Origin of the sequence: Marinomonas posidonica IVIA-Po-181, from assembly GCF_000214215.1 — a bacterium.
In the GTDB taxonomy this organism is placed as follows: Bacteria; Pseudomonadota; Gammaproteobacteria; order Pseudomonadales; family Marinomonadaceae; genus Marinomonas; species Marinomonas posidonica.
In genome coordinates this window covers 1,336,737-1,358,709 of sequence record NC_015559.1, presented here as the reverse complement: position 1 = coordinate 1,358,709, position 21,973 = coordinate 1,336,737, and the positions used below count along the sequence as shown (strand labels likewise).

Genomic DNA, 21,973 nt, shown 5'->3' with positions numbered 1-21,973 from the left:
GAGAAAGCATGGGGACTCATAAAATATCAATCTGGTTTATTGCCGCTTTTATGTCCATTCCTATGCTTTCTTACTCCGCTGCAGCAACGGAAAAAGCCCCTTTTCTAGAAGCCTATTCAGCTGTTTACAGCACGGTTTGGAAAAAAGGCATCAGCCTAAAAGTGGAAGGCAAGCAAACACTTTCTAAGCAAACAGGTGATATGTGGGAGTTTGCTTTTTCAGCCGACAGCCTAATTGCTTCTCTCAATGAAAGTTCGCAGTTTTACGTTAGAGACCATCAAATTATTCCCACCAAATATCAGTACAAAAGTAAGGTGTTGGGCAAAACTCGCAAAGCCACTCTTACCTTTGACTGGAAGAAACAACTGGTGCGTAACGATGTAGAAGAAAAACCTTGGAATTTATCCATTCGCCCGAATACCTTAGACAAATTGTCTATCCAATTGCAAATTCGCCAGGATTTAAAGCAAGGAAAGAACGAGTTCGATTACCTCATTGCGGATGGTGGCTACATCAAAAACTGGCAATTCAAACGCGAGAAGATGGAAACCATAAACACCAAGCTGGGTCGTTTATCCGCCATCAAAATGATCCGCACAGACAACCTAAGCAAAGGCAAGCTAACCTCTTTTTGGTTTGTGCCTAAGCTGGATTATTTGCTCGTTAAATTGGAGCACAAAGAAGATGGCGAGTCCTATCACCTTGATATAGACTCATTCAAACGCCTGTAAATCTGCCCAGGTATTGAAGTTCCTCAATGTCTCACCAGAGTCAATATGAACAGACTGGCAACCAAACGACTCATAAAACGCCATGACAGCCAGCTTGTCTTGTTGACTCAAAAACACATCTAAAGCAAATAAACTGGATGCCACTGGCATGATAGCGTGCAATGGATGACGACCTTTATCATCCTGCAAATAATGAATTTTATCTGGGGAGGCACTTGCCGCTTCTAGTAAAGACTCAAAAACGCTGGCCGTAATCAAAGGGGTATCACATGGCGACACCATAAGATGCGAGCTTTTCGATACTGCCAAACAAGAGTAAAGACCGGCCAATGGGCCCTTGTCGCAAACTGACTCAGCATCTGAATGTAACTCATAACCCATTTCTTGATATTCAACCAGATGGCGATTAGCATTTATCAGTATACGATCAACAGAAGGCTGCAGAGCTCGAATGACATGCACCGCCATTGGCTCATCACGGAATGACAGTAAGCCTTTGTCCTGCCCTGATACACGCTCCCCTTTACCGCCCGCTAAGACAGCACCAGTAATCGATGTTATTTCCATGCTTTAATTCGCTTTTTTCAGCCAGGGTAAAGATCGATTAGACCAAATTTCATCCGCTAATGCCAAACAAGCTTGATGAGAGTCTAATTTGTACAACAAACCGACGACGGCCGCGAGCGTTTGACGCACGGCTTGCTCGCCAAATGGGTCAACTGTCTCGCCACACCAATGATCCACCAAACGGGATAAATCTAGGTTGTCTTTAAGTCGTTTATAACTTTGTTCAGCTTTGGGCCAAACCATCCAGCTCGATTGATTGTCTTGCCATTTTCCTAAGGTCACTTCACGTTCAGGATTAACTTCTGCTTCCCCATTACCACCTCGAAAAACCAGTACAGAAGGATCCTGTAATTGCTCGCAAGCGGATAGATGCAATGCATCATAACCACGATGAAACACCCCATGTAGACTGTGGGAAGCGGAAAATGGGTTCATCATTCGAACAACGGTATTCACTGGCGAACGCAAACCCAGTTGATATTTCAAATTCATCATTTTCCCTAACATAGGGTGTATGTTTATTAAATCTATGTAGGCAAACGCTTGCTCATTAAGCGTTTGATTTACCTCCTCAACCGAGGAACAAGTTGCAAGATCTAAAGCTGTTAATACTTGATTGACATAAATCCGCTCTTCTTCATCAAACGCGTGACCGTGCATCACAATACGAACACCCGCATTTGCTAAGGCCAGGGCAGACAACAAAAACCAAGGTAATTCGTTACGTTTACCCGCATAAGCGGGCCAATCAAGATCAACCGCCTGCACTAATGGGTTTTGTTCTCGTAAGAAGCGCCGCGTTGCCCGTGTAAAGCCAACTGTTTCTTCAACTGTCTCCTCTCGAATTCGAATTAGCATCCAAAAAGCCCCTGATTGCTCTGCTGCGACTTGATCATTTAACATCATCATCATCGCCTGTTCGGCTTCTTTCGAGGTGAGACTTCGGGCACCTTTTTTACCTCGTCCAAGCACTTGAATAAATGGTTTAAATGCTTCACTCATGCGCTTTTCTCCACGTCACTGGGGATAAATTGTTTTAGCTCAGGTATACAGGAGCCACAGTTACTGCCACACTTTAATTGCGAGCCCAACTCAGCCACAGAGCCGACACCCTCTGCCACGGCCTTTTGAATTTGTTTACTACCCACTTGAAAACAGGAACAAATGATTTCGCCCTTATCTTCCGCTTGAGCCAAACTTCCCGCCAAGATCGCTAACCTTTCCTGTTCCAAAACACGGCTATCAGGAGCCAGTTTGGTCACCAACCAATCCATGCTTAAATTGTTTGGTTTGCTGTGCCAATATAACAACAACGCCAGTTGATCCTCTTCCAGCCAAGCCATTCTAGATTGCCCGGATAACGGGTTTTGATACTCCAACCAGTGCTCTGACAACCCCGTTTGCAAGGTTAAATTCCGTACCGTTTTTTCAACGTCAGCCGCACTCGACAATGCCACTTCATAATAAAAGCCATGCTCAGACGGAATACGACACCAATATAAAAAGTCCGATAAGTCCAACGTCTGTCTTGATAGTATGGAACCAAACAAAACCTTCTTAGCAATGGCTTCTAGTCGAATCACAGCATGCTTAGATTCTGGTTGCCCAGACAATGGATCAACAACTTGTGGAATCAAATTGGACACCACAGACGCATTCGCAAACGCTTGCGTCCAATGAATAGGTGCAAACACTTGCCCTGGCGACGTTGCACGGCTTGTCTTTACCTTTAAAATAGCTTGCCCAGAAGGACTCACTAAACGCGCTAAGCCTTGATCCTGAAGACCAAGCGCCTTCACATCACGAGGATGAATTTCAACATAGGGTTGATTGGTATGACGAGCTAGAGAAGCGGCATCTCCCGTTCTTGTCATGGTATGCCACTGATCTCGAACCCGCCCTGTGTTAAGCACATAAGGCCACTCTTGATTACTAGCTTGCTGAGGAAGCACTGGCGTAATAGGAATAAAATGCGCCTTACGATCCGATGTGAAAAATTGACCATCCGTAAACATACGTTTAGTGCCCTCCGGCTGACCTTTCGGCACAGGCCATTGAACAGGCACTAGGGTGTCATACTCTGCTTGAGTCATAGAATGAAAGTGACCGATATCAAAATCCCGTGTGCCATCATTCTCAAACGCCGATAACGCCGCATGCTCCACAAAAATATCATGCGCCCCTTGGTAGTCAAACGCTGATTGAAAACCAAGCTTTTTCGCGACTTCGCAAATCGCCCACCAATCATGCCTGGCCTCCCCCGGTGCGGGTAACAAACCCCGTTGACGAGAAATACGCCGCTCAGAATTGGTCACCGTGCCGTTTTTTTCACTCCAGCCCGTTGCGGGTAATAAGATGTCAGCCATGGTGGTGGTATCAGTATTGTTCTTGCAATCACTGACAATCACCAACTCACACTTTTCCAATGCCCGTCTTACCTGAGCGGTATCCGGCATACTCACCATGGGGTTAGTGGACATAATCCACACTACTTTAATCTTGCCTGCCTCCATGGCTTGAAATAAGTCGACCGCTTTCAAACCATTTTCACTCGCCATATTTGGAGCTTGCCAAAAGCGCTGTACCAGATCTCGGGCTCCCGGTGTCGCAAAATCCATATGGGCGGCCAATTGATTGGCTAACCCGCCTACTTCCCGTCCGCCCATGGCATTTGGCTGTCCGGTAATGGAAAAAGGACCAGCACCCGCTTTACCAATTCGGCCCGTTGCAAGATGACAGTTGATAATGGCGTTGCATTTATCCACGCCAGATGAAGACTGATTAATGCCTTGTGAATAAAAAGTCACCGTCTTATCAATATCTGCCCACCAATTAGCTAAGAGGGTTAAATGTTCTTCAGGCACACCGCAAAAGTCTGCAGTGGACGACAAACTTGGCGTTGCCTCATATGCGCATTTCAATGCGTCATCAAAACCGGATGTCGAATCCGCCATATAACTATGATCTAGTACATTAGCGCGATCAGAATGACACAATAAGTAAGAAAAAATTGCAGCATCTGAACCCGGTTTAATTGCTAAATGTAGATCGGCAATATCACATGTCGCCGTTTGGCGGGGGTCGATCACTACCACCTTCATATGAGGCCGCTTTTGCTTGGCCGCCGCAATACGCTGATATAAAACAGGGTGCGTCCAGGCTGCATTAGACCCCACCATAATGAGTAAATCGCAGCACTCTAAGTCCTCATAGCAACAAGGTACTGTGTCTGATCCAAACGCACGCTTATAAGCCACCACAGCTGACGCCATGCATAACCTTGAATTCGTGTCGACGTTTGCCGTACCAATAAAACCTTTCGCTAACTTATTAGCCACATAATAATCTTCCGTCAGGATTTGACCCGACAAGTAAAATGCAAAAGCATCAGGACCATGGTCTTTTACCACTTGAGCAATCTTGTCACTAATGGTGTCTAAAGCCTCATCCCAAGAAGCCGAGTGCCCGTGAATACTTGGCGTAAGCAACCTATCATGATCAATCAATGTTTGCGCCAAACTGCTCCCTTTAACGCACAATCGACCAAAGTTTGCCGGGTGCATTTCATCCCCCGACACTGGTGGAACAGGGTCATTATCTGCACTCGGCAAAACCATATTCACACCACAGCCAACACCACAGTAAGGACAGGTTGTTTTTTGAAAAGCCTGAGCCATATTCTCATCCTTTACTTTTGTCGAAGACAAAAAAAGCCCAACCACTCTAATAGAGTGATTGGGCTTCGTTGCCTTTTGTAATATCTGATTGCTTTATTAGTAAACCAACTTTGGCTCAAGGTGCATCAGTTACTTATAACTAAGCAATTAACAGGCCAAGTAGAATAAAAACATCATAACAGGGCTTCAGGTGATTCAAGCTCAAACCTTGCCTCATACCTAATGCCAAATTGGCACCATTTAAGTGCAAAGAGTGGCCTTAGAGGTCTATGAAGGATCACTCACAGGCCACTAAGACTTTACCCGTTTCCAATTTCACCGACCAAGTTGGTATCTGCACACCCTCTTCTTCAAGGCATTGTCCAGACAACAATTCATAATGCTGCTTATAAAGAGGACTGGCAACGGACCACTGGTCTTTCAAATTTGCTAATAATCCTCGAGACAAGACGTTTGCCTTCCCTATTGGATCCCAATTACTGATGGCAAACACTTTTTGCTCAGATTCAGGGACATAAAATAACGCCAACTGTTGTCCATCTAACATGGCAGCAATCCCCGCGCCTTCAATCAAATCGGCTTGTTCACATAATACTGTCCACCGCGTCGTCATATCATTAACCTACCTTAGCAATCAGCTGCTTTTCATCTTCCGTCGCGGGTCGTAACTGATTCCTTTCCTCAACGAATACCACATTACTATCCTCACCCTCAAAGTTCACAAACTGTCGAAAATTCTTCAACGCTTGTTCATCTTGGAGTGTTTTTTTCCACTCGCACTGGAAGGTATCGACAACATTTTGCATGCTCGCTTCCAATTCAGCACACAGTCCTAATTTGTCTTCGATAACCACTTCCTTCAGATACTCCAAGCCACCGTCTAAGCTCTCCATCCAAACCGATGTTCGCTGTAATCGATCGGCTGTTTTAGTGTAAAACATCAGCACTCGGTCGATGTATTTCACTAGAGTCTCATCGTCTAAATCCGTGGCAAAAAGATCCGCATGACGAGGTTTCATACCACCATTACCACAAACATAGAGGTTCCACCCACCTTCGGTGGCAATCACACCAATGTCTTTACTCTGTGCTTCCGCACATTCTCGAGTACAACCAGACACTGCAAATTTGATTTTATGGGGCGACCTTAACCCCTTGTAACGATTCTCCAAATCAATCGCCATGGTCATACTGTCATTCACCCCAAAACGACACCATGTGCTACCTACACAAGACTTCACCGTACGCAACGACTTGCCATACGCTTGGCCTGTCTCGAATCCGGCCGCAACGAGTTTTTCCCATATTTCGGGTAATTGCGATAAGGTCGCGCCAAATAAATCGATTCGCTGCCCGCCCGTAATCTTAGTGTATAGGCTGTAATCTTTTGCCACCTGTCCCAACACTATGAGTTTCTCAGGCGTAATTTCCCCACCCGGAATACGTGGCACAATGGAATAGGTACCATCCTTCTGCATATTTGCCAAAAAACGATCGTTCGTGTCTTGCAAACCAATGTGCTCTTTTTTCAACACATAATCGTTCCAGACCGAGGCTAAAATCGAACCGACAGCAGGTTTACAAATTTCGCAACCATGGCCTTTACCGTGCTTGCTTAACAATTCAGCAAAGGTCTGAATGCCTTCGACCTTGATTAGGTTGTATAAGTCTTGACGGGTATAAGCAAAGTGCTCACAAATATCCGTACTGACTTCGACGCCCAACGCCAGTAACTCGTTGTCTACGACTTTTTTCAATAACGCGGCACAGCCACCACACCCCGTGGCCGCTTTGGTCACACCTTTTACATCGCCGACCGATAAAGCGCCGGCACAAACAGCATCATTAATATCTTGTTTCGTCACATTATGACAGCTACAAATTGACGCCGTGGCAGGCAATGCGTCCACCCCTAAAGCGGCTGGCGCACCATCCATACTGGGTAAAATCAGAGAAGAGGCCTTATCAGGTAAATCAATGCCATTGAGATAATATTGCAACAAGGTATCGTAGTAGCTGTTGTCACCCACCAGAACGGCACCCAGCAGTTTTTTACCGTCTTCAGAGACCACCATCTTGCGATAGCTTTGCGTTAACTCATCTTGGTAAACAAAGACTTTGCACCCTTGAGTCTGGGCATGAGCATCACCAATGGAACCCACATCACAACCCAATAATTTAAGTTTCGTACTCATGTCAGCGCCCATAAAGGCTTTGCCAGTTTCTCCCAATAAATGTGCGACCGCTGCTTTTGCCATACTGTAACCTGGTGCCACTAGGCCATAAATACGACCATTCCAAAGCGCACATTCACCAATGGCATAAATACTGTTATCACTGGTTTGGCAATCATTGTTAATGCAAATACCACCACGCTCACCCAACTCTAAACCTGACTGCCTGGCCAAAGCATCTTGTGGTCGAATACCAGCTGAAAATAGAATCAAATCTGTCTCAATAAACTGATCATCCGCAAAGTTCATTCGATGGAATGCGGCGTCACCGTCAACGATTTCCTGTGTTGCTGTTGCGGTATAAACGGCCACATCAAGCCCTTCGATCATCTCTTTCAAGACCTGACCACCCGCCTCATCTAATTGCACTGGCATTAAACGAGGGGCAAACTCCACCACACTGGTTTCTAATCCCAGATTTTTTAAGGCATTAGCCGCTTCCAGTCCTAGTAAACCGCCACCAACCACTGTGCCACGAGTCACTTTCTTCGCACAGTCACGAATCGCATCTAGGTCTTCTAAGGTACGATATACAAAGGTATTGTCTCTATCGTGACCCGGCATAGGTGGCACAAAAGGATAGGAACCGGTGGCCAATATCAACTTGTCATAGCCTAAGGTCTTACCCGACGCCAAAGTCAATTGCTTGGCGTCTCGATCAATTCCAACCACCTGACTATTCGTAAAGTAACGAACCCCATTTTCGTCGTATAAACGACCATCCGTCATCGCCAGGTCAGCCGCTACTTTACCAGTAAAATATTCACTCAAGTGCACTCGATCATAGGCCAAATGAGGCTCTTCACCGAAAACACTGATATCAAAAGTGTGTTGCCCACCTTGCGCTAGTAATTGCTCTACGAAATGGTGCCCAACCATTCCGTTTCCCACAACGACCAAATGTGGTTTATGCGTTGTTTGAGTATGCATCGACATTTACTCTCTCCTATTCGGAATCATGATTCCAAGCAGCCAAATTACGCTACTTTGCTTTGACAATAAGCTTCACCAAAGATCAACCGATCAAGCTGGTCAGAAACATTCGTCTTGTTTTGAATCAGCTGAAAATACCAGCTACCATCGGCGACATTGCCATAAAGAATTGCACCAACCAGTAGGCCTTCATTGACCACTAGTTTGCGATATTGATTTGTCCCGACATCTTGATAAATCAAACAATGATCATTTTTCTTTGGCTGAATCTGCCCAACAGAAAAGACATTTACTCCGGACACTTTTAACTTGGTTGGCGTTGGTTGAATCGAAAACTCAGCTTTCTGGTCAGACAAAACGTCAACCAATACAGCGATCTGTGACCAAATCGGCGCCACTAGACCAAAGGTATGCTGTTGAAATTCGCAGCATTCACCAATAGCAAACACATCAGCATGGGACGTTGCCATCTGCTCATTTACTTGTATGGCTTGTTCGGTATGCAAACCGGCCTGCTTTGCCAAAGCAATTTCAGGCACAATCCCAGCGGCCATGACCACCAAATCGGTTTCTTGTATTTCACCATTTGGTCGTTGTAATCCATTCACTTGACCAGAAACATGTTTGATCAAGCCTTGTGGTGACTCGCCCAGTCTAAATTCGATCCCCATGCTTTCGAGTCGAGTTTGCAGCAACTGTGCAGCGGCTTCATCCAATTGTCGGTTTAATAAATAACCACTACGATGAAACACAGTCACCTTATGACCTCGTTTAACCAACCCAACAGCGGCCTCTAAACCTAATAAACCACCACCAATCACACTAACCGACTGAGCCTCTGGCAAGTCCATCATGCTGTCTACGTCCTGCCATGTACGAAACCCCATCACATTAGCTGCATCGGTTCCTTCGATTGGTAAGATTCGTGCTTTTGACCCAGTGGCTAAGATCAATTTGTCGTATTGAATCATTCGACCACTGGCCAACTGAACTTGTTGTTTTGGCAGCTGCAGCGCCTGTACGGCATCCCCCGTTATCATTTCAAGCCCAGACTGTTGCATGGCTTGTACATTCACCAATGCCATATTTTCTGGAGTAATTTCATTCGCTAACAGAGAGGACAGCATAATACGGTTGTAACCGGCTTTAGACTCTTCTCCAATCAAAGTGATTTTGTATGTCTGGGGCTGCTTAAGCAGTAATTCCTCCGCCAATTTACTGCCAGCCATCCCGGCTCCGATAATCACAATGCGCATCACAATAAAATCCTATGTTCAGGCACTGGCCACTTTACTTGTGTTTGGCGCGCTGTTTTTAGCCGTCCCTGTAATGGGTTCCACCTTGCGTTGTTTTTCGTACAAGAAAGTCAGTACTTGAGCGCGATAATCAACATACTTCGGATCATTTGCCAACGCCAAACGGTCACGAGGGCGAGGTAAATCCACCTCTAAAATCTCCCCTATGGTGGCCGCAGGACCATTGGTCATCATCACAATACGATCAGACAGTAAAACAGCCTCATCCACATCATGGGTAATCATAATCACTGTGTTGTTTAGGTCTTTTTGAATTTCCATCAAAGAATCTTGTAAATGTGCTCGGGTTAAGGCATCCAAGGCACCAAAAGGTTCATCCATCAGCAACACGCTTGGTTCCATTGCCAAGGCTCGTGCAATACCAACTCGCTGCTTCATACCACCAGAAATTTCATCTGGTCGTTTATCCGCCGCATGTGTCATATGCACTAAATCCAAGTTATGCATAATCCAATCATGCATTTCTTTTTTCGATTTACTCTTCTTGAACACCTGCTTTACCGCCAGTTCGACGTTTTGATAGGACGTCAGCCAAGGTAACAGCGAGTGATTTTGAAACACCACCGCACGCTCAGGCCCAGGCCCTTTCACCTCTTTCCCATCTAATAAAACACCACCTTCTGTTGCGTCATACAAGCCAGCAACAATGTTCAATACCGTGGACTTACCACAACCTGAGTGACCAATGAGAGAAACAAACTCCCCTTGTGCAATTTTTAAATTCACACCATCTAAGGCTTTAAAAGAGCCTTTCTTGGTTGGGAACTCAATGGATACATGACTGATGTCTAAATGTGTCGCCATGGTGATTCTCCTTAACGTAAAATCTGCGTTTTATCCCAAGAAACAAAACGCTGAACCATTAACATGGCCCTATCTAATAAAAAGCCGATAAAACCAATCATCAACACTGCGACCATGATTCTACCTAACGAGTTCGAACTACCGTTTTGAAATTCATCCCACACAAACTTACCTAGACCAGGGTTTTGAGCCAACATTTCAGCCGCGATCAACACCATCCAAGCAATCCCCAAAGACAACCTTAAACCGGTAAACATAAGAGGAATTGCTGATGGGATGACAATTTTCATCACATGCGTGAACCAGCCAAGACGCAGTACTTTGGACACGTTCAGTAAATCTTTCTCAACGGCCGCCACACCAACGGCCGTATTGATCAAGGTCGGCCACATACAACACAAGGTCACGGTAAACATGGAGGTTAAGAAGGATTTAGAGAAGATTGGGTCATCGGATACATAGGTCGCACTTACTACCATGGTGACAAGTGGTAACCAGGCAAGTGGTGATACAGGCTTGAAGACTTGAATGACAGGGTTTAGCGCACTGTAAACCGCATTATTCAAACCAATCAAAATGCCAAGTGGAATCGCAATCAGGCATGCCAAACCAAAGCCTGCCAATACGGTATAAAGACTGGTGAAAATTTGGTCAAAAAATGTTGGCTTCCCAGTGTAAGAACGTATTTTACCAACATAACTTGGGTCTTTCGCTTGGCGTTTGGCGATTCTATCTTCCTGACGCTCATAAAAACGCTGCTCTTTTACTCTTTCATTTTGATGCTCGCTAATCAGGTTGCCCCATTGCTCATACACTACAGCTGGCCCAGGAAACACCCCCAAAGAGGTGTGTACTCGGCTAGCGCCAACCTGCCAGAGCATGACAAAAATGATGATTCCACACATAGGCAGCAGAAGACTTTTGAGAGAGACCTGCTCCAGCTTTTCCTTTAAAGAGTGAATGGATAAATCTGACATGGCGATATTCCTGCTATTTGTAAAACGGCTAACTCACTTATGTTGCAACGGGCCAAATAGGCCCGCAGCTCAATAAGTCTTTAAATCTGATCATCGCCTTTCAGGCCGATCTGAAAGCTTTTTAAGTAATCATTCGGACGCTTACCGTCATAAGTAATGCCGTCAATAAAGTCACTTTGTGGTGCTTTAAAGCCATCTTCTTTATCAAAGGCAGGGAAATCTGACGCTTGCATCAGGCCATCTTCAATCAAAGACTCAGCCGCTTGCGCGTAGATATCAGGACGATAGACTTCTTTCGCCGTTTTCATAAACCACTCATCAGATTTAGGCTCTGCGATTTGCCCCCAACGACGCATTTGAGTCAGATACCAAATCGCATCACTGTAATAAGGATAGGTGGCGTTATGACGGAAGAAAACATTAAAGTCAGGCACGTCACGCTTATCGCCTTTTTCATACTCAAATGTTCCTGTCATGCTGTTCGCTATGACATCGTAATCCGCGCCAACATATTGGCTTTTCGATAGGATTTCCACCGCTTCTGGGCGGTTAGCATTGTTGTTTTCGTCTAACCACTTAGCCGCACGTATCATGGCTTTGACTACGCGAATATGAGTAATTGGGTACTCATCAGCCCACCCTTTGCTTACACCAAATACTTTTTCTGGGTTGTTTTTCCAGATCTCGTAGTCAGTGATCACAGGCACACCAATGCCTTTAAATACTGCTTGCTGGTTCCAAGGTTCACCAACACAGTAGCCATGTATGGTTCCGGCTTCCATTGTCGCGGGCATTTGTGGTGGTGGTGTTACTGATAACATAGCATCGGCATCGATTTGGCCACTGGTGTCACCTTTTGCAGGTGCGTAATAACCTGGGTGAATTCCACCTGCTGCTAACCAATAGCGCAATTCATAATTGTGAGTTGAGACGGGGAATACCATGCCCATGTTGAACGGCTTACCTTCTGAACGGTAGCGGTCCACGACAGGTTTTAAGGCACTCGCACTAATAGGGTGAACCGGCTTACCGTCTGCTCCTTGAGCGATATTGGGTTTCATCTCTTCCCAAACATCATTTGAGACGGTAATACCGTTACCATTTAGATCCATGCTAAATGCTGTAATAATATGCGCCTTAGTACCGTAACCAATTGTCGCTCCCAATGGCTGACCTGCTAGCATGTGCGCACCATCTAATTGACCATCAATCACTCGGTCTAACAGCACCTTCCAATTGGCTTGTGCTTCTAGAGTGACATATAGCCCCTCATCTTCGAAATAGCCTTTTTCATAAGCGATCGCCAGAGGAGCCATATCGGTCAATTTGATAAAACCGAATTTCAACTCTTCTTTTTCTGGGTAATCTAATTCCGCTTGAGCGGCACCAGACACCAGAACAGAACTTAATAATAAAGTGGCCGTAGAATTTCTCGCTAACCCTATTAAATTAGGTAACCGTAAAACCGTCTCTAAAGACTTTAAATTCATTTTCACTCTCCGCTTTAAGACACAAAAAAAGGCGCATGCAAATCACACAATTGTGTGTTCGCAGGCACCTTTGCCATTCATAAACGACTCTACATTGAGCCTTCAATCCTGTGGGTGATAGTCAGCATCATTGCTCACTTCACCAAAATTTTAAGTTGATAATCTATCAATATCAAAAATAAAGCATAATACATGCCAAAACATGCAATCAATTGATTTTACTAGATTTCGTATATCATAGATTCTTCAATCGTCCAGTAACAAGCATAATGTTGCTCTCAAATCTGGCACAGCGCACCATAAAATAACCTTTTAATCGTCTGATTTTATAAACCCTTTATGAATGCCTTTCGGGTGTAAACTCACCCTTCCATTCGCAATATCCTCTAACCAAGTGGATTCTTGCGATGAGGTTAAATGCCATTGTAAATCTTGATCATGGTCTCCCAAGGCGTGTTCATAAATGTCCTGACGATACACTTGTTCCGCCATCGTATTTAAATTAGACGCTTCAGACAGCTGATGCCAGCGATGCATCTGCCCCATAATCCACAAGGCGTAACTGGGCAAAGGTCGATTAATCTCTCGGCCTGAAAAACGCTGATAAGCCTCCATCGGCCAATCAAATTGCCCTTTTGGTTTAATGGCACTAAAACCATAGACCAATTGTTCAACACTGCAATTTAGATAATCCGGATGACTTAAAATACTCAACAACTCATTCTGGTTATCTGGGTTATCAACCCATTCACAAGCCTTCTCTAAGGCCCGAATAACAGCCAGATGTGTCAATTCATTCTGCTCAGCCCAAGTGGAATTCACACCAAATACTTTTTCCGGTGTGCTTCCCCAAATTTCATACCCCGTCACCAGTAAATGACCAACTCCAGCCTCAACGGCCAAACTGTTCCAAGGCTCTCCAACACAATAACCATCTATGTCTCCCGCCTTAAGACTGTCGATCATTTTCACCGGAGGAATGACAAGGATTTGAACCTCTTCATCCGGGTCAATGCCGGCACGAGCCAACCAATCTCTGAGTTGATAATTGTGAGAGGAGTAAGGGTAAACCACGGCAAAGCGAAGCAATGGTTTATTATGCTTTGCACGATCCTCAATGTAGCGCTTAAGGGCCACACCATTGCGGATATCATTGCTTTGCGTCACCCATTTCGTCAGCTGTTCATACAAAGCATTGCCGACCGTTATACCGTTACCATTGTGACTCACAGTAAAACTGGTTTGCATGGCAGTTTTTAATGTCCCTACACCAAGACTGGCGGCAATTGGCATGGATGCCAACATATGTGCACCCTGCAAAATATTAAACGTTACTTTATCGCGAATACTGGCCCAAGAAGCTTCTTTTGATAACGCAACAGCAACCCCTTCGTCGGCAAAAAAACCTTTCTCTTTTGCTATAACAAAAGGCGCACAATCAATTAAGGGAATAAAGCCGATACGCACCGCTTGTTGGGATTCTAAAGAATTATTTACCGTTGAAGTCATTTAGAAGCCTCCATAATTTCCATCACTGAAATGATATTACGAGCCACTTCTGTCATTCTCTGACTGCGATCCATCGCTAATTTTCTGAGGGCCTGATAAGCCGCGGGCTCATCACACTGTTGATGCTTCATAATCAACCCTTTTGCTTTATCAATTAGCTTACGATCTTCCAACTGAGTTTTTACTGTTTCAAGTTCTGATCGCAGTGCATGAAACTCCCTAAAACGCGCGATTGCAACTTGTAAAATCGCCTTTACACTGCCGCTGTTTACTCCGTCGACAACATAAGCACTAACCCCTGCACGAATCGCTGCTTCAACATGTCTTGAGTCGTCTTCTTCAGCAAACATCACAATGGGTCTTGGGTTATCTTGTGTGAGACGAGACATATTCTCCAACATATCTCGATCAGGGGATTCAATATCAATGATCACCATATCAGGCTGACATTCCATTACCGCTTGGCTTAAATTCAGCGCATTTTCTAGGCGACGAATAACACGATAGCCACTATCTAACATAGCTTGTTCAACAATCGCCGCTCGGGCAGGTTCATTATCAACCAACATTACGGTTAATTCATTCTTTGGGGGCGCAGACATGGTGCACTCTCTACCTATACAAGCTGAATTTCAATGTATGAAGCAATATATGCGCCACTAAGGTACATAAACAAAAAAATCTAACTGAAATAAGGCTGATATATGGCTTAACAGATAAGATAAGTATTCATGTCGGAGCATAACCAAACGCAAAAAGAGCGACATTATGTGGAATACAACACAGTAAGAAGGGAAAAACGTTAAAAAAAGGCGCAAAACCGGTGCACCTTTTCATTTGGAAAGTATCACTGCACTAAAAAATGACTTTTTGCTTTTAATGCTAAAGCAAGACGATCACGAGTCTCTGTTTTTTTGAAAATAGACGTAAGGTGGGCTTTCACTGTCCTTTCGGTGATGGCCATTTGAGTTGCCACCTGTTTATTCGAAAGCCCTTCTGCGATATAACGCGCCACGTCCATTTCGCGCTCAGACAAACCATCCATTTGCACAGAAGGTTGATTGATTTGTTCCGCTGATTGACTAATTAATTGCTGAATAAAGGCTTTACCACCCCAGATTTCGCCCGAATCGATAACCGACAACACCAAAGACAATTGCTCTTCCCCAATGTAAGGAGCACATTGACCATTAACACCAATGGAGAAAAGACGTAATGCAGCTTGCTGACTAGCTTGGTTTGGAAACACCACCATATTATGATCTAAAAACTCAGACTTTAAGGCGACGACCTCTTCCACTTGGCTTGAAAATGTCTCATCTGCTAAGTACACAAAGCAGTATTGAAATGTTTGTTGGGACTCAATCAGCGCACGACGTGACGCCTCTAAGCTGTCAACACGGACAAGCTCAGCAATGGCTGGGACAATTTTTAGCCAATGCGCCCAAACAGCATCGTCTGTATTCCAACACAAAATCTTCAAAATCAATCTCGTTAAGTTTGTTACATCGCAGACATTGTATCTAGCTTATAAAATATGGTTGTTAACATTTGTTATCACAATAAGATGAAAACTAATTTTTTTGTAATCATCTCTCACGAAGTGCATTCTGCTTGGCTTTCAGAATCGGCTTCAATAAATAATCCAATAAGGTCTTTTTCCCAGTAATAATGTCCACACTGGATTGCATACCGGGAATAATTGGCAAAGGCGCTTCCTTAGTACCCAAAAAGTTCTTGTCTGTCCTCACTCGCACTAGATAAAAACTGTTCCCTTCTTCATCAAGAATGGTGTCCGCACTAATATTTTCAACTGTGCCATCCAATCCACCAAAAATAGCAAAGTCGTAAGCGGACAATTTCACTACGGCGGGCAAATCCGGTTGAATAAAACCAATGTTTTCTGGACGCACCTTAGCTTCAATCAATAAGGAGTCTTCAATAGGTACGATTTCCATCATATTCATACCCGGCTTAATCACACCACCCACCGTATTAATTTGAATCTGCTTCACTATGCCTTTTACGGGCGAACGCACTTGCGTTCTGGACACCTTATCTTCCAAAGACACGCTCGCCTCGCGAAGCTGATCTAACTTACTGCGCACATTGGTTAATTCTTCTTGTGCATCGGCGCGAAACTTAGCCACACTTTCATCTAACTTACTTTGCGCCTCTCGCAGCGCAGAACGAGCACGAGGGATCGCCAACTGAGTCGCTTCTAACTCACCCTGTAATTGATTCACTTCTCGTTCAAGCTGAAGCAATTCGACTCGCGATACCGCTCCTTGTTCAAACGCTGGACGTGTTAGCGCCAATTCTTCTTTTGAATACTCATAACCTTGTTTGAGGTTATCCAGCTTCGCCTGCATTTCCACAATTTCTTGTTTCTTTTGCTCGATCTGCTGCTCAAAGCCAACTTGATTAGTACGCAGCGATTCTAAACGATTACTGTATAAATCCATTTCACGATTCACTACAGACGGATGATTGTTTCGCAACGCCTCATCAAATACCGGCGCTCTTCCAGAGGACTCACCTTGTAATCGAGCCGCTCTAGCCTGTAAGTTAATGAACTCAGCTTGTTGTTCTCGCAGTGAAGATAAGGCCTCCGTATTCTCAATGGTCATTAAGATTTGACCAGAATTCACTACCTGACCCACTTTGGCGTTAATTTCTTTTAAGATTCCGCCTTCCAAGTTCTGAATTTGCTGAACTTGACTAGAAGGAATCACTTTACCCTCACCGACAGTGACTTCGTCTAATGATGTGTAATAGGCCCAAATTAGCGCCGACATAATAAAGATAAAAATGACCCATAAGATGATACGCCCACCTTTTGGTGTTTTTAGCATCAAGGCGGCATTTCGATCTGATAAATACCCTAAATCACTTTGTGAAACCGTACGCTTACTCATAATTAACTTACCTTCAGCTTGCCTTGACGGAGCGCTTCGTGTACTTGCGCTTTTGGACCATCTGCAATTAAACGGCCATTATCCATAACGATGATACGATCTACCATATCAAGCATGGAGGCTTTATGAGTAATCAGTATCAGGGTTTTGTCTTGCAACCCCTCCATCAAACGTCGCTTCATTCTGGCTTCTGTGGTGTTGTCCATCGACGCCGTAGGTTCATCTAAAATAAGAACCGGTGGGTCAAATAATAACGCCCTTGCAATCGCAATACTCTGACGTTGACCACCAGACAGTAATACACCTCGTTCCCCCACTAAGCTGTCCAAACCATTTGAGCGGCGGTTCGCAAATTCAGACACGCCTGATAGCTCAGCAGCACGAATGATCGCGTCATCTTCCATATAAGGCGCACCCATAACGATATTGTCTTTGATTGAACCATAAAACAGGTTGACGTCTTGCGATACCGAACCAACATTACGACGCAAGTCTGTAGGATTAATTTGTCGGAGGTCCACACCATCGACACGAATCGCACCACTACTTGGCGTATATAAGCCAGTCATCATCTTACCCAGTGTCGATTTCCCCGAACCAATACGCCCGATAATGGCGACTTTTTCCCCTTGCCTGATATTAATATTAATATCGGTCACAGCCGCCTGATCTTGGTCAGGGTAAGAGAAATTGACCGCATCAAATTGAAACTCTCCCTTAAATACAGGTCGATGCACAAACTTAGTGTCATCAGGGTTCTCTACGGGTGACGACATGATTTCATTTAATGAACCAAATGCAGACTTAGCTTGGTTATAGCGTGTCGCTAAACTGGCAACTTGCGCCATAGGTCCAAGGGCACGTCCCGTTAGCATGACAGCCGCCACGAGCGCCCCCATACTCATTAGACCTTCTGAAATTTGATACACTCCGACAATCACGATCACCACTGTGGTGAGCTGCTGCGCAACCATGGCAAATGAAGAAGTAGACTGAGACAGTTGTCGCGTCTTAACCCCCCAGTCAGCGATATTACCGACGGCATTTTCCCATTGTTTTTGCAATACACCTTCCGCATTGTTTAATTTCACACTCTCAGCGTTATACAAGCTTTCAATCAAGACCGCGTTTTTCTGTGATGCTGTTTTCTGGCTTTCTTCAATGGAACGTTTGAGTGGTATTTGAATGATGATGCTGTAAATCAAAATCAAGGCTATGGTGACAATAGGAATGTAACCAACAGGACCACCTATTAGCCAAATCACCCCAACGATTAAAAACATAAAAGGAATGTCTACTAAGGTGGTAATGGACGCGGAAGTAATAAAATCACGAATACTCTCAAACTCTTGCAAGTTTTTCGCAAACGCCCCCACCGACTTAGGCCGAGACGCCATGGTGATGTTGTTCACTCTGGAAAAGATCGAGGCTGAAATTAAGATGTCGGATTTTTTACCGGCAATATCGATAAAATACGCTCTGAGCATGCGCAATAGAAAATCAAAAATATACACGGCCGCCGCACCAATGGCCAATACCCATAAAGTATCAAACGCATTATTAGGCACTACTCGATCATAAACATTCATAACGAACAGAGGGCTGGCAACTGCAAACATGTTAATTAACAGTGAAGCAATAAAAACATCGCGATAAATCCGCCAAGACCCTAACACAGTCCCCCAAAACCAATGGCCTTTTTTCTGCTTGGCTTCGTCCGGCTTTTGTGCCCGTTTATCAAATTGGTAAACGGGCCTAACAAAAAAACAGTACCCGGTATAAGACGCCTCTAATTCCGATATCGATAAGTTGATTTCACCTTCCCCAGATTCAGAACGCAAAATTTTTGCAGTTCCTGCCGCATCGTTGATTTCCAAAAGGACGCAGGCTTGTTGATCATCTAACAGCAATACGGTCGGTAACACCATTTGAGGAATTTTAGATAATTTTCGCTTTACAAACTTTGAACTTAATCCAATTCGTTTTGATGCCCGTAAAAACAATTCCGGTGTCATCAAATCATCGGTAATAGGCAAGCCTGCCGCAATCGCATCAGAGGTATAAGGATTATTAAAATAACGGCTTAATAACACCAGACAATCTAATAAAGGGTTGGGGTAAGCCAGTATGGTGGCTGCGGTTTGCCACTGCGACTTCTGAGTATCCGTATCTGCTTCATCTACACTAGTGCCCTCTGCCACAGAAGGGGCCGAGTGGTCCGTTGTCATGTCGTCCGAATGATGACGCTCTTCTTGATGGGACGGTGAAGAGTTCTGTTCTGAACGATCCGAGCCAGACATACTCCAATTCTCCTAGGTAAACAAAAAAACAATTTAAAACCAACAGGATGTAAGTTTTAGACTAGAATAGTAGTTCTCAGCTAAGATGGGAAGTTAACAAGACCTTCCAATACAAATTTAAACAAACATAGGACCCCAAGATGCTCTACGCAAAGCTTAACGAAAACGGTGACATAGTAGACGTTGCGACTTCCCAATCTGAGGAATACGGCTTGTTAGTGGCTCCCAATGAACCCTCTGTAGCTAAAATTCTAGAAAAAAAATTCACCGCCAGTGATAACAATAATACGCAAGAAATGCTGACGAACTCAGACAGCGACATGATGCGTGTACTGGAAGACTTAATTGACCTTCTTTCAGAGAAGCGAATCATTCAATTCACCGAACTCCCAATGGCCGCACAAAAGAAACTGCTCAGCCGGAAATGGGTACGTGGCGTCCACAATAGTCATGACGAAAGCTTAATATCAGACAGTGACAACTTAACCGATTCGAATGGTGATTCATTTATTTAATCACTCTTAACACAGAGAGGCCATTTACCTGAAAGACCATATCATCTTTACATGGGTTCAGCACGACCTAATGCATAACCTTGTCCACCTAGCACATCAAATCTTTGTAACGCCCTAAGTTGCTTTTCATTCTCGATGCCTGTAGCAATCACTTCAATGTTCAAACTGTTAAACATTTTACATAAGCTGTGTAAGAAAAAGGACTCTGACTCTTTACCGGCCGCCATTCGCGTATAAGAGGAATCTACTTTCACATAATCTGGCATCAATACTTTCAAATATTGGAAGGCCGAGAATTGCTTCCCGACATTATCAATTCCAAATACGATGGCACGATTTTTCAGAATTTTAGCCAGTACAAGCGCCCCTTCCTCATCCGCAATGGCGCTCTGCTCCGAAATTTCAAAAACCAGCAAAGCACGCACAGCCTCATCGAGATTTGACAGAGTCTTATCCAGCCAAGTTATAAACGCTTCATCATGATAAGAAGAACCTGACAAATTTATGGTTAACGGCGTAGTGGCTTTTTTGCTTGTAATCACTTCCACGGCTTTATTGATGATGACCTGATCAATTTTTGACGTGAGGTGATATTGCTCCGCTAAGCCAATAAAAAAGCCCGCATGGAACTCTTTACCATCATGGTTCACCCCCATAAACACCTCTTCATGCAGAACTTTATCTTGATCAGCCAATTCATACACGGCCTGCTTTTTCAAACTAAAGGCTTTGTTCGCAATGGTGTTTTCGAGAATTCTCTTCCATTCAGAACGATTAATCGATAAAGCTTTTTTGGTATTTAAGTCATATACTGTAACGAGATTTTTGCCTTCTCGCTTAGCCTCACGAAGAGCAGCGTCAGCCTGTGCCATTGCACTGCCTTTACTGACTTGTGCATCAATGGTGACGGCTCCGATGTTCCCGACATAAGAAGAATAACTAATATCAGACTGATTCAGCTCTAAAAGCTCCGTCATGAGTGCTTCCACCAGCTGCTTTAGCTGGTCATGGTCAAAGTTAGGAATCAACAAGACAAAATCAGCACCAGACAAACGTGCGAGCAACGCAAAAGACGAAATGGTGGATACTTTTTTCTCTATAATATCGGCGGCCGCTTGAATAAACATATCAGCCGATTCATAGCCTCGCTCATTGTTCAACTTTCCTAAATCAGCCAAGCCAATCAGTGCCAGACCATCAATGCCTCTTTCTGGTTCAGAGAAATGCGACTTCATCTTGCTCTCAAAGAAATGACGATTGCCTAAACCACTCACTGGGTCTTTAAACGCTTTGGCCTGTAGCCATTGTGCCGTTTCCACTTCGGCGGCGAATTCTTTTTCCAGCTTTTCCGCCATTCGATTCATAGACAACACAACCGACCTTAACTCTCGTGTTTTCGGTACCTTTTTCATCTTCATGAAACGGCGCTGTTGAATCGCTTCAGCCTGCTTTTCTAACTCGGCCAAAGGTTGGAACAAATATCTCAGTGCAATACTGCCCAATACTAACGTCACGGAACCAATAATAAAAAACGACAATAAAATATGACGTGAGGCCAGCCATAACTGCTGATAACCATAACCTGCACTACCCGTTACATATACTTGTCCCAATTCATTCCAACCACTTGAAATAACCGCTTTTGCAACTGGCACTTTAAAATCGATTAGATGAATAAACCAGCTTGGGACCCCTTCGATTTTGGTCTCATTTTGTCGAACTAGATCTTTTTCAGTGGCGTACACGTGTATTTTCACTTCGGAGAAATAACCGCTATCAAATACCGCATGCATGCTGCTTTTTACTGACGCATAGTCTTCCAATGCCATGAAGTCAGACACAGACATACTCAAGGAGGTGGCGGTATCTTGAGTCGTCGATTCCAGTTGACCAATCAAATAGCCCTTTGTCGTATTAAAGTTGATCCCCATAACCACCGCCAGCATCACTGAAAAAATGGCTACTATGGTTAACATTAATTGGCGGAACAGCGTCATCCAAG

The 21,973-nt window shown here is 44.3% G+C and carries 17 protein-coding genes; 2 read left to right on the top strand and 15 right to left on the bottom strand.

Going from position 1 to position 21,973, the window contains the following annotated elements; translation table 11 throughout:
• The first annotated feature begins 8 nt into the window (after window positions 1-8).
• The gene (locus MAR181_RS06370) at window positions 9-731 is read left to right on the top strand and encodes a DUF3108 domain-containing protein (protein WP_013795781.1); all 723 of its coding nucleotides are present in this window, start codon (window positions 9-11) and stop codon (window positions 729-731) included.
• Here the strand turns inward: MAR181_RS06370 and mobA are convergent.
• The 14 genes from mobA to MAR181_RS06300 form a co-directional block, all read right to left on the bottom strand.
• Window positions 714-1,298, bottom strand: coding sequence for a molybdenum cofactor guanylyltransferase (mobA, locus tag MAR181_RS06365; RefSeq protein WP_013795780.1), 585 nt, complete (start codon window positions 1,296-1,298; stop codon window positions 714-716). The two genes, MAR181_RS06370 and mobA, sit on opposite strands and share 18 nt — an antisense overlap.
• 3 nt (window positions 1,299-1,301) lie before the next feature.
• A complete protein-coding gene (locus MAR181_RS06360; protein ID WP_013795779.1) occupies window positions 1,302-2,300 on the bottom strand; it encodes a glycosyl transferase family protein in 999 nt (332 codons plus the stop codon).
• A complete protein-coding gene (locus MAR181_RS06355; protein WP_013795778.1) occupies window positions 2,297-4,975 on the bottom strand; it encodes a nitrate reductase in 2,679 nt (892 codons plus the stop codon). The genes MAR181_RS06360 and MAR181_RS06355 overlap by 4 nt, the downstream gene beginning before the upstream one ends.
• A gap of 277 nt (window positions 4,976-5,252) precedes the next feature.
• Entirely contained in the window at window positions 5,253-5,588 is a 336-nt protein-coding gene (gene nirD / locus MAR181_RS06350; RefSeq protein ID WP_013795777.1) for a nitrite reductase small subunit NirD, read from the bottom strand.
• A 4-nt stretch (window positions 5,589-5,592) separates the two neighbouring features.
• On the bottom strand, window positions 5,593-8,145 hold the full coding sequence (gene nirB / locus MAR181_RS06345) for a nitrite reductase large subunit NirB (RefSeq protein WP_013795776.1): 2,553 nt from the start codon (window positions 8,143-8,145) through the stop codon (window positions 5,593-5,595).
• A gap of 41 nt (window positions 8,146-8,186) precedes the next feature.
• A complete protein-coding gene (locus tag MAR181_RS06340; protein ID WP_013795775.1) occupies window positions 8,187-9,398 on the bottom strand; it encodes an NAD(P)/FAD-dependent oxidoreductase in 1,212 nt (403 codons plus the stop codon).
• A gap of 18 nt (window positions 9,399-9,416) precedes the next feature.
• A complete protein-coding gene (locus tag MAR181_RS06335) occupies window positions 9,417-10,262 on the bottom strand; it encodes an ABC transporter ATP-binding protein (RefSeq protein WP_013795774.1) in 846 nt (281 codons plus the stop codon).
• 11 nt (window positions 10,263-10,273) lie between these two features.
• Window positions 10,274-11,239, bottom strand: a complete 966-nt coding sequence (locus MAR181_RS06330) for an ABC transporter permease (protein WP_013795773.1) — start codon at window positions 11,237-11,239, stop codon at window positions 10,274-10,276.
• Between the two features lie 80 nt (window positions 11,240-11,319).
• Complete coding sequence (locus MAR181_RS06325; RefSeq protein ID WP_013795772.1) at window positions 11,320-12,729, bottom strand: CmpA/NrtA family ABC transporter substrate-binding protein; 1,410 nt, start codon at window positions 12,727-12,729, stop codon at window positions 11,320-11,322.
• 312 nt (window positions 12,730-13,041) lie between these two features.
• Window positions 13,042-14,238: a CmpA/NrtA family ABC transporter substrate-binding protein gene (locus MAR181_RS06320; protein ID WP_013795771.1), complete on the bottom strand. Its 1,197-nt coding sequence runs from the start codon at window positions 14,236-14,238 to the stop codon at window positions 13,042-13,044.
• On the bottom strand, window positions 14,235-14,840 hold the full coding sequence (locus MAR181_RS06315; RefSeq protein ID WP_013795770.1) for an ANTAR domain-containing response regulator: 606 nt from the start codon (window positions 14,838-14,840) through the stop codon (window positions 14,235-14,237). Before MAR181_RS06315 ends, MAR181_RS06320 begins: the two co-directional genes overlap by 4 nt.
• A 245-nt stretch (window positions 14,841-15,085) precedes the next feature.
• On the bottom strand, window positions 15,086-15,721 hold the full coding sequence (locus MAR181_RS18460) for a response regulator transcription factor (protein WP_013795769.1): 636 nt from the start codon (window positions 15,719-15,721) through the stop codon (window positions 15,086-15,088).
• A 106-nt stretch (window positions 15,722-15,827) separates the two neighbouring features.
• Window positions 15,828-17,156 carry an HlyD family type I secretion periplasmic adaptor subunit gene (locus MAR181_RS06305; protein WP_013795768.1) on the bottom strand — a complete coding sequence of 443 codons (1,329 nt, stop codon included), beginning with the start codon at window positions 17,154-17,156 and terminating at the stop codon, window positions 15,828-15,830.
• A 2-nt stretch (window positions 17,157-17,158) separates the two neighbouring features.
• Window positions 17,159-19,456, bottom strand: a complete 2,298-nt coding sequence (locus MAR181_RS06300; protein WP_013795767.1) for a type I secretion system permease/ATPase — start codon at window positions 19,454-19,456, stop codon at window positions 17,159-17,161.
• A gap of 140 nt (window positions 19,457-19,596) precedes the next feature.
• On the opposite strand from MAR181_RS06300, the gene MAR181_RS06295 reads away from it, so the two are divergent.
• Entirely contained in the window at window positions 19,597-19,971 is a 375-nt protein-coding gene (locus MAR181_RS06295) for a hypothetical protein (protein ID WP_013795766.1), read from the top strand.
• Window positions 19,972-20,018: 47 nt separating this feature from the next.
• Here MAR181_RS06295 and MAR181_RS06290 read toward each other — a convergent pair whose 3' ends face one another.
• Complete coding sequence (locus tag MAR181_RS06290) at window positions 20,019-21,968, bottom strand: bifunctional diguanylate cyclase/phosphodiesterase (protein ID WP_013795765.1); 1,950 nt, start codon at window positions 21,966-21,968, stop codon at window positions 20,019-20,021.
• Window positions 21,969-21,973: the final 5 nt, after the last annotated feature.

Excerpts from the sequence above, each read along its gene's own strand:
- MAR181_RS06370 (WP_013795781.1), top strand. The coding sequence starts at position 9 with ATGGGGACTCATAAAATATCAATCTGGTTTATTGCCGCTTTTATGTCC.
- mobA (WP_013795780.1), bottom strand. The coding sequence starts at position 1,298 with ATGGAAATAACATCGATTACTGGTGCTGTCTTAGCGGGCGGTAAAGGG.
- MAR181_RS06360 (WP_013795779.1), bottom strand. The coding sequence starts at position 2,300 with ATGAGTGAAGCATTTAAACCATTTATTCAAGTGCTTGGACGAGGTAAA.
- MAR181_RS06355 (WP_013795778.1), bottom strand. The coding sequence starts at position 4,975 with ATGGCTCAGGCTTTTCAAAAAACAACCTGTCCTTACTGTGGTGTTGGC.
- nirD (WP_013795777.1), bottom strand. The coding sequence starts at position 5,588 with ATGACGACGCGGTGGACAGTATTATGTGAACAAGCCGATTTGATTGAA.
- nirB (WP_013795776.1), bottom strand. The coding sequence starts at position 8,145 with ATGTCGATGCATACTCAAACAACGCATAAACCACATTTGGTCGTTGTG.
- MAR181_RS06340 (WP_013795775.1), bottom strand. The coding sequence starts at position 9,398 with ATGCGCATTGTGATTATCGGAGCCGGGATGGCTGGCAGTAAATTGGCG.
- MAR181_RS06335 (WP_013795774.1), bottom strand. The coding sequence starts at position 10,262 with ATGGCGACACATTTAGACATCAGTCATGTATCCATTGAGTTCCCAACC.
- MAR181_RS06330 (WP_013795773.1), bottom strand. The coding sequence starts at position 11,239 with ATGTCAGATTTATCCATTCACTCTTTAAAGGAAAAGCTGGAGCAGGTC.
- MAR181_RS06325 (WP_013795772.1), bottom strand. The coding sequence starts at position 12,729 with ATGAATTTAAAGTCTTTAGAGACGGTTTTACGGTTACCTAATTTAATA.
- MAR181_RS06320 (WP_013795771.1), bottom strand. The coding sequence starts at position 14,238 with ATGACTTCAACGGTAAATAATTCTTTAGAATCCCAACAAGCGGTGCGT.
- MAR181_RS06315 (WP_013795770.1), bottom strand. The coding sequence starts at position 14,840 with ATGTCTGCGCCCCCAAAGAATGAATTAACCGTAATGTTGGTTGATAAT.
- MAR181_RS06305 (WP_013795768.1), bottom strand. The coding sequence starts at position 17,156 with ATGAGTAAGCGTACGGTTTCACAAAGTGATTTAGGGTATTTATCAGAT.
- MAR181_RS06300 (WP_013795767.1), bottom strand. The coding sequence starts at position 19,456 with ATGTCTGGCTCGGATCGTTCAGAACAGAACTCTTCACCGTCCCATCAA.
- MAR181_RS06295 (WP_013795766.1), top strand. The coding sequence starts at position 19,597 with ATGCTCTACGCAAAGCTTAACGAAAACGGTGACATAGTAGACGTTGCG.
- MAR181_RS06290 (WP_013795765.1), bottom strand. The coding sequence starts at position 21,968 with ATGACGCTGTTCCGCCAATTAATGTTAACCATAGTAGCCATTTTTTCA.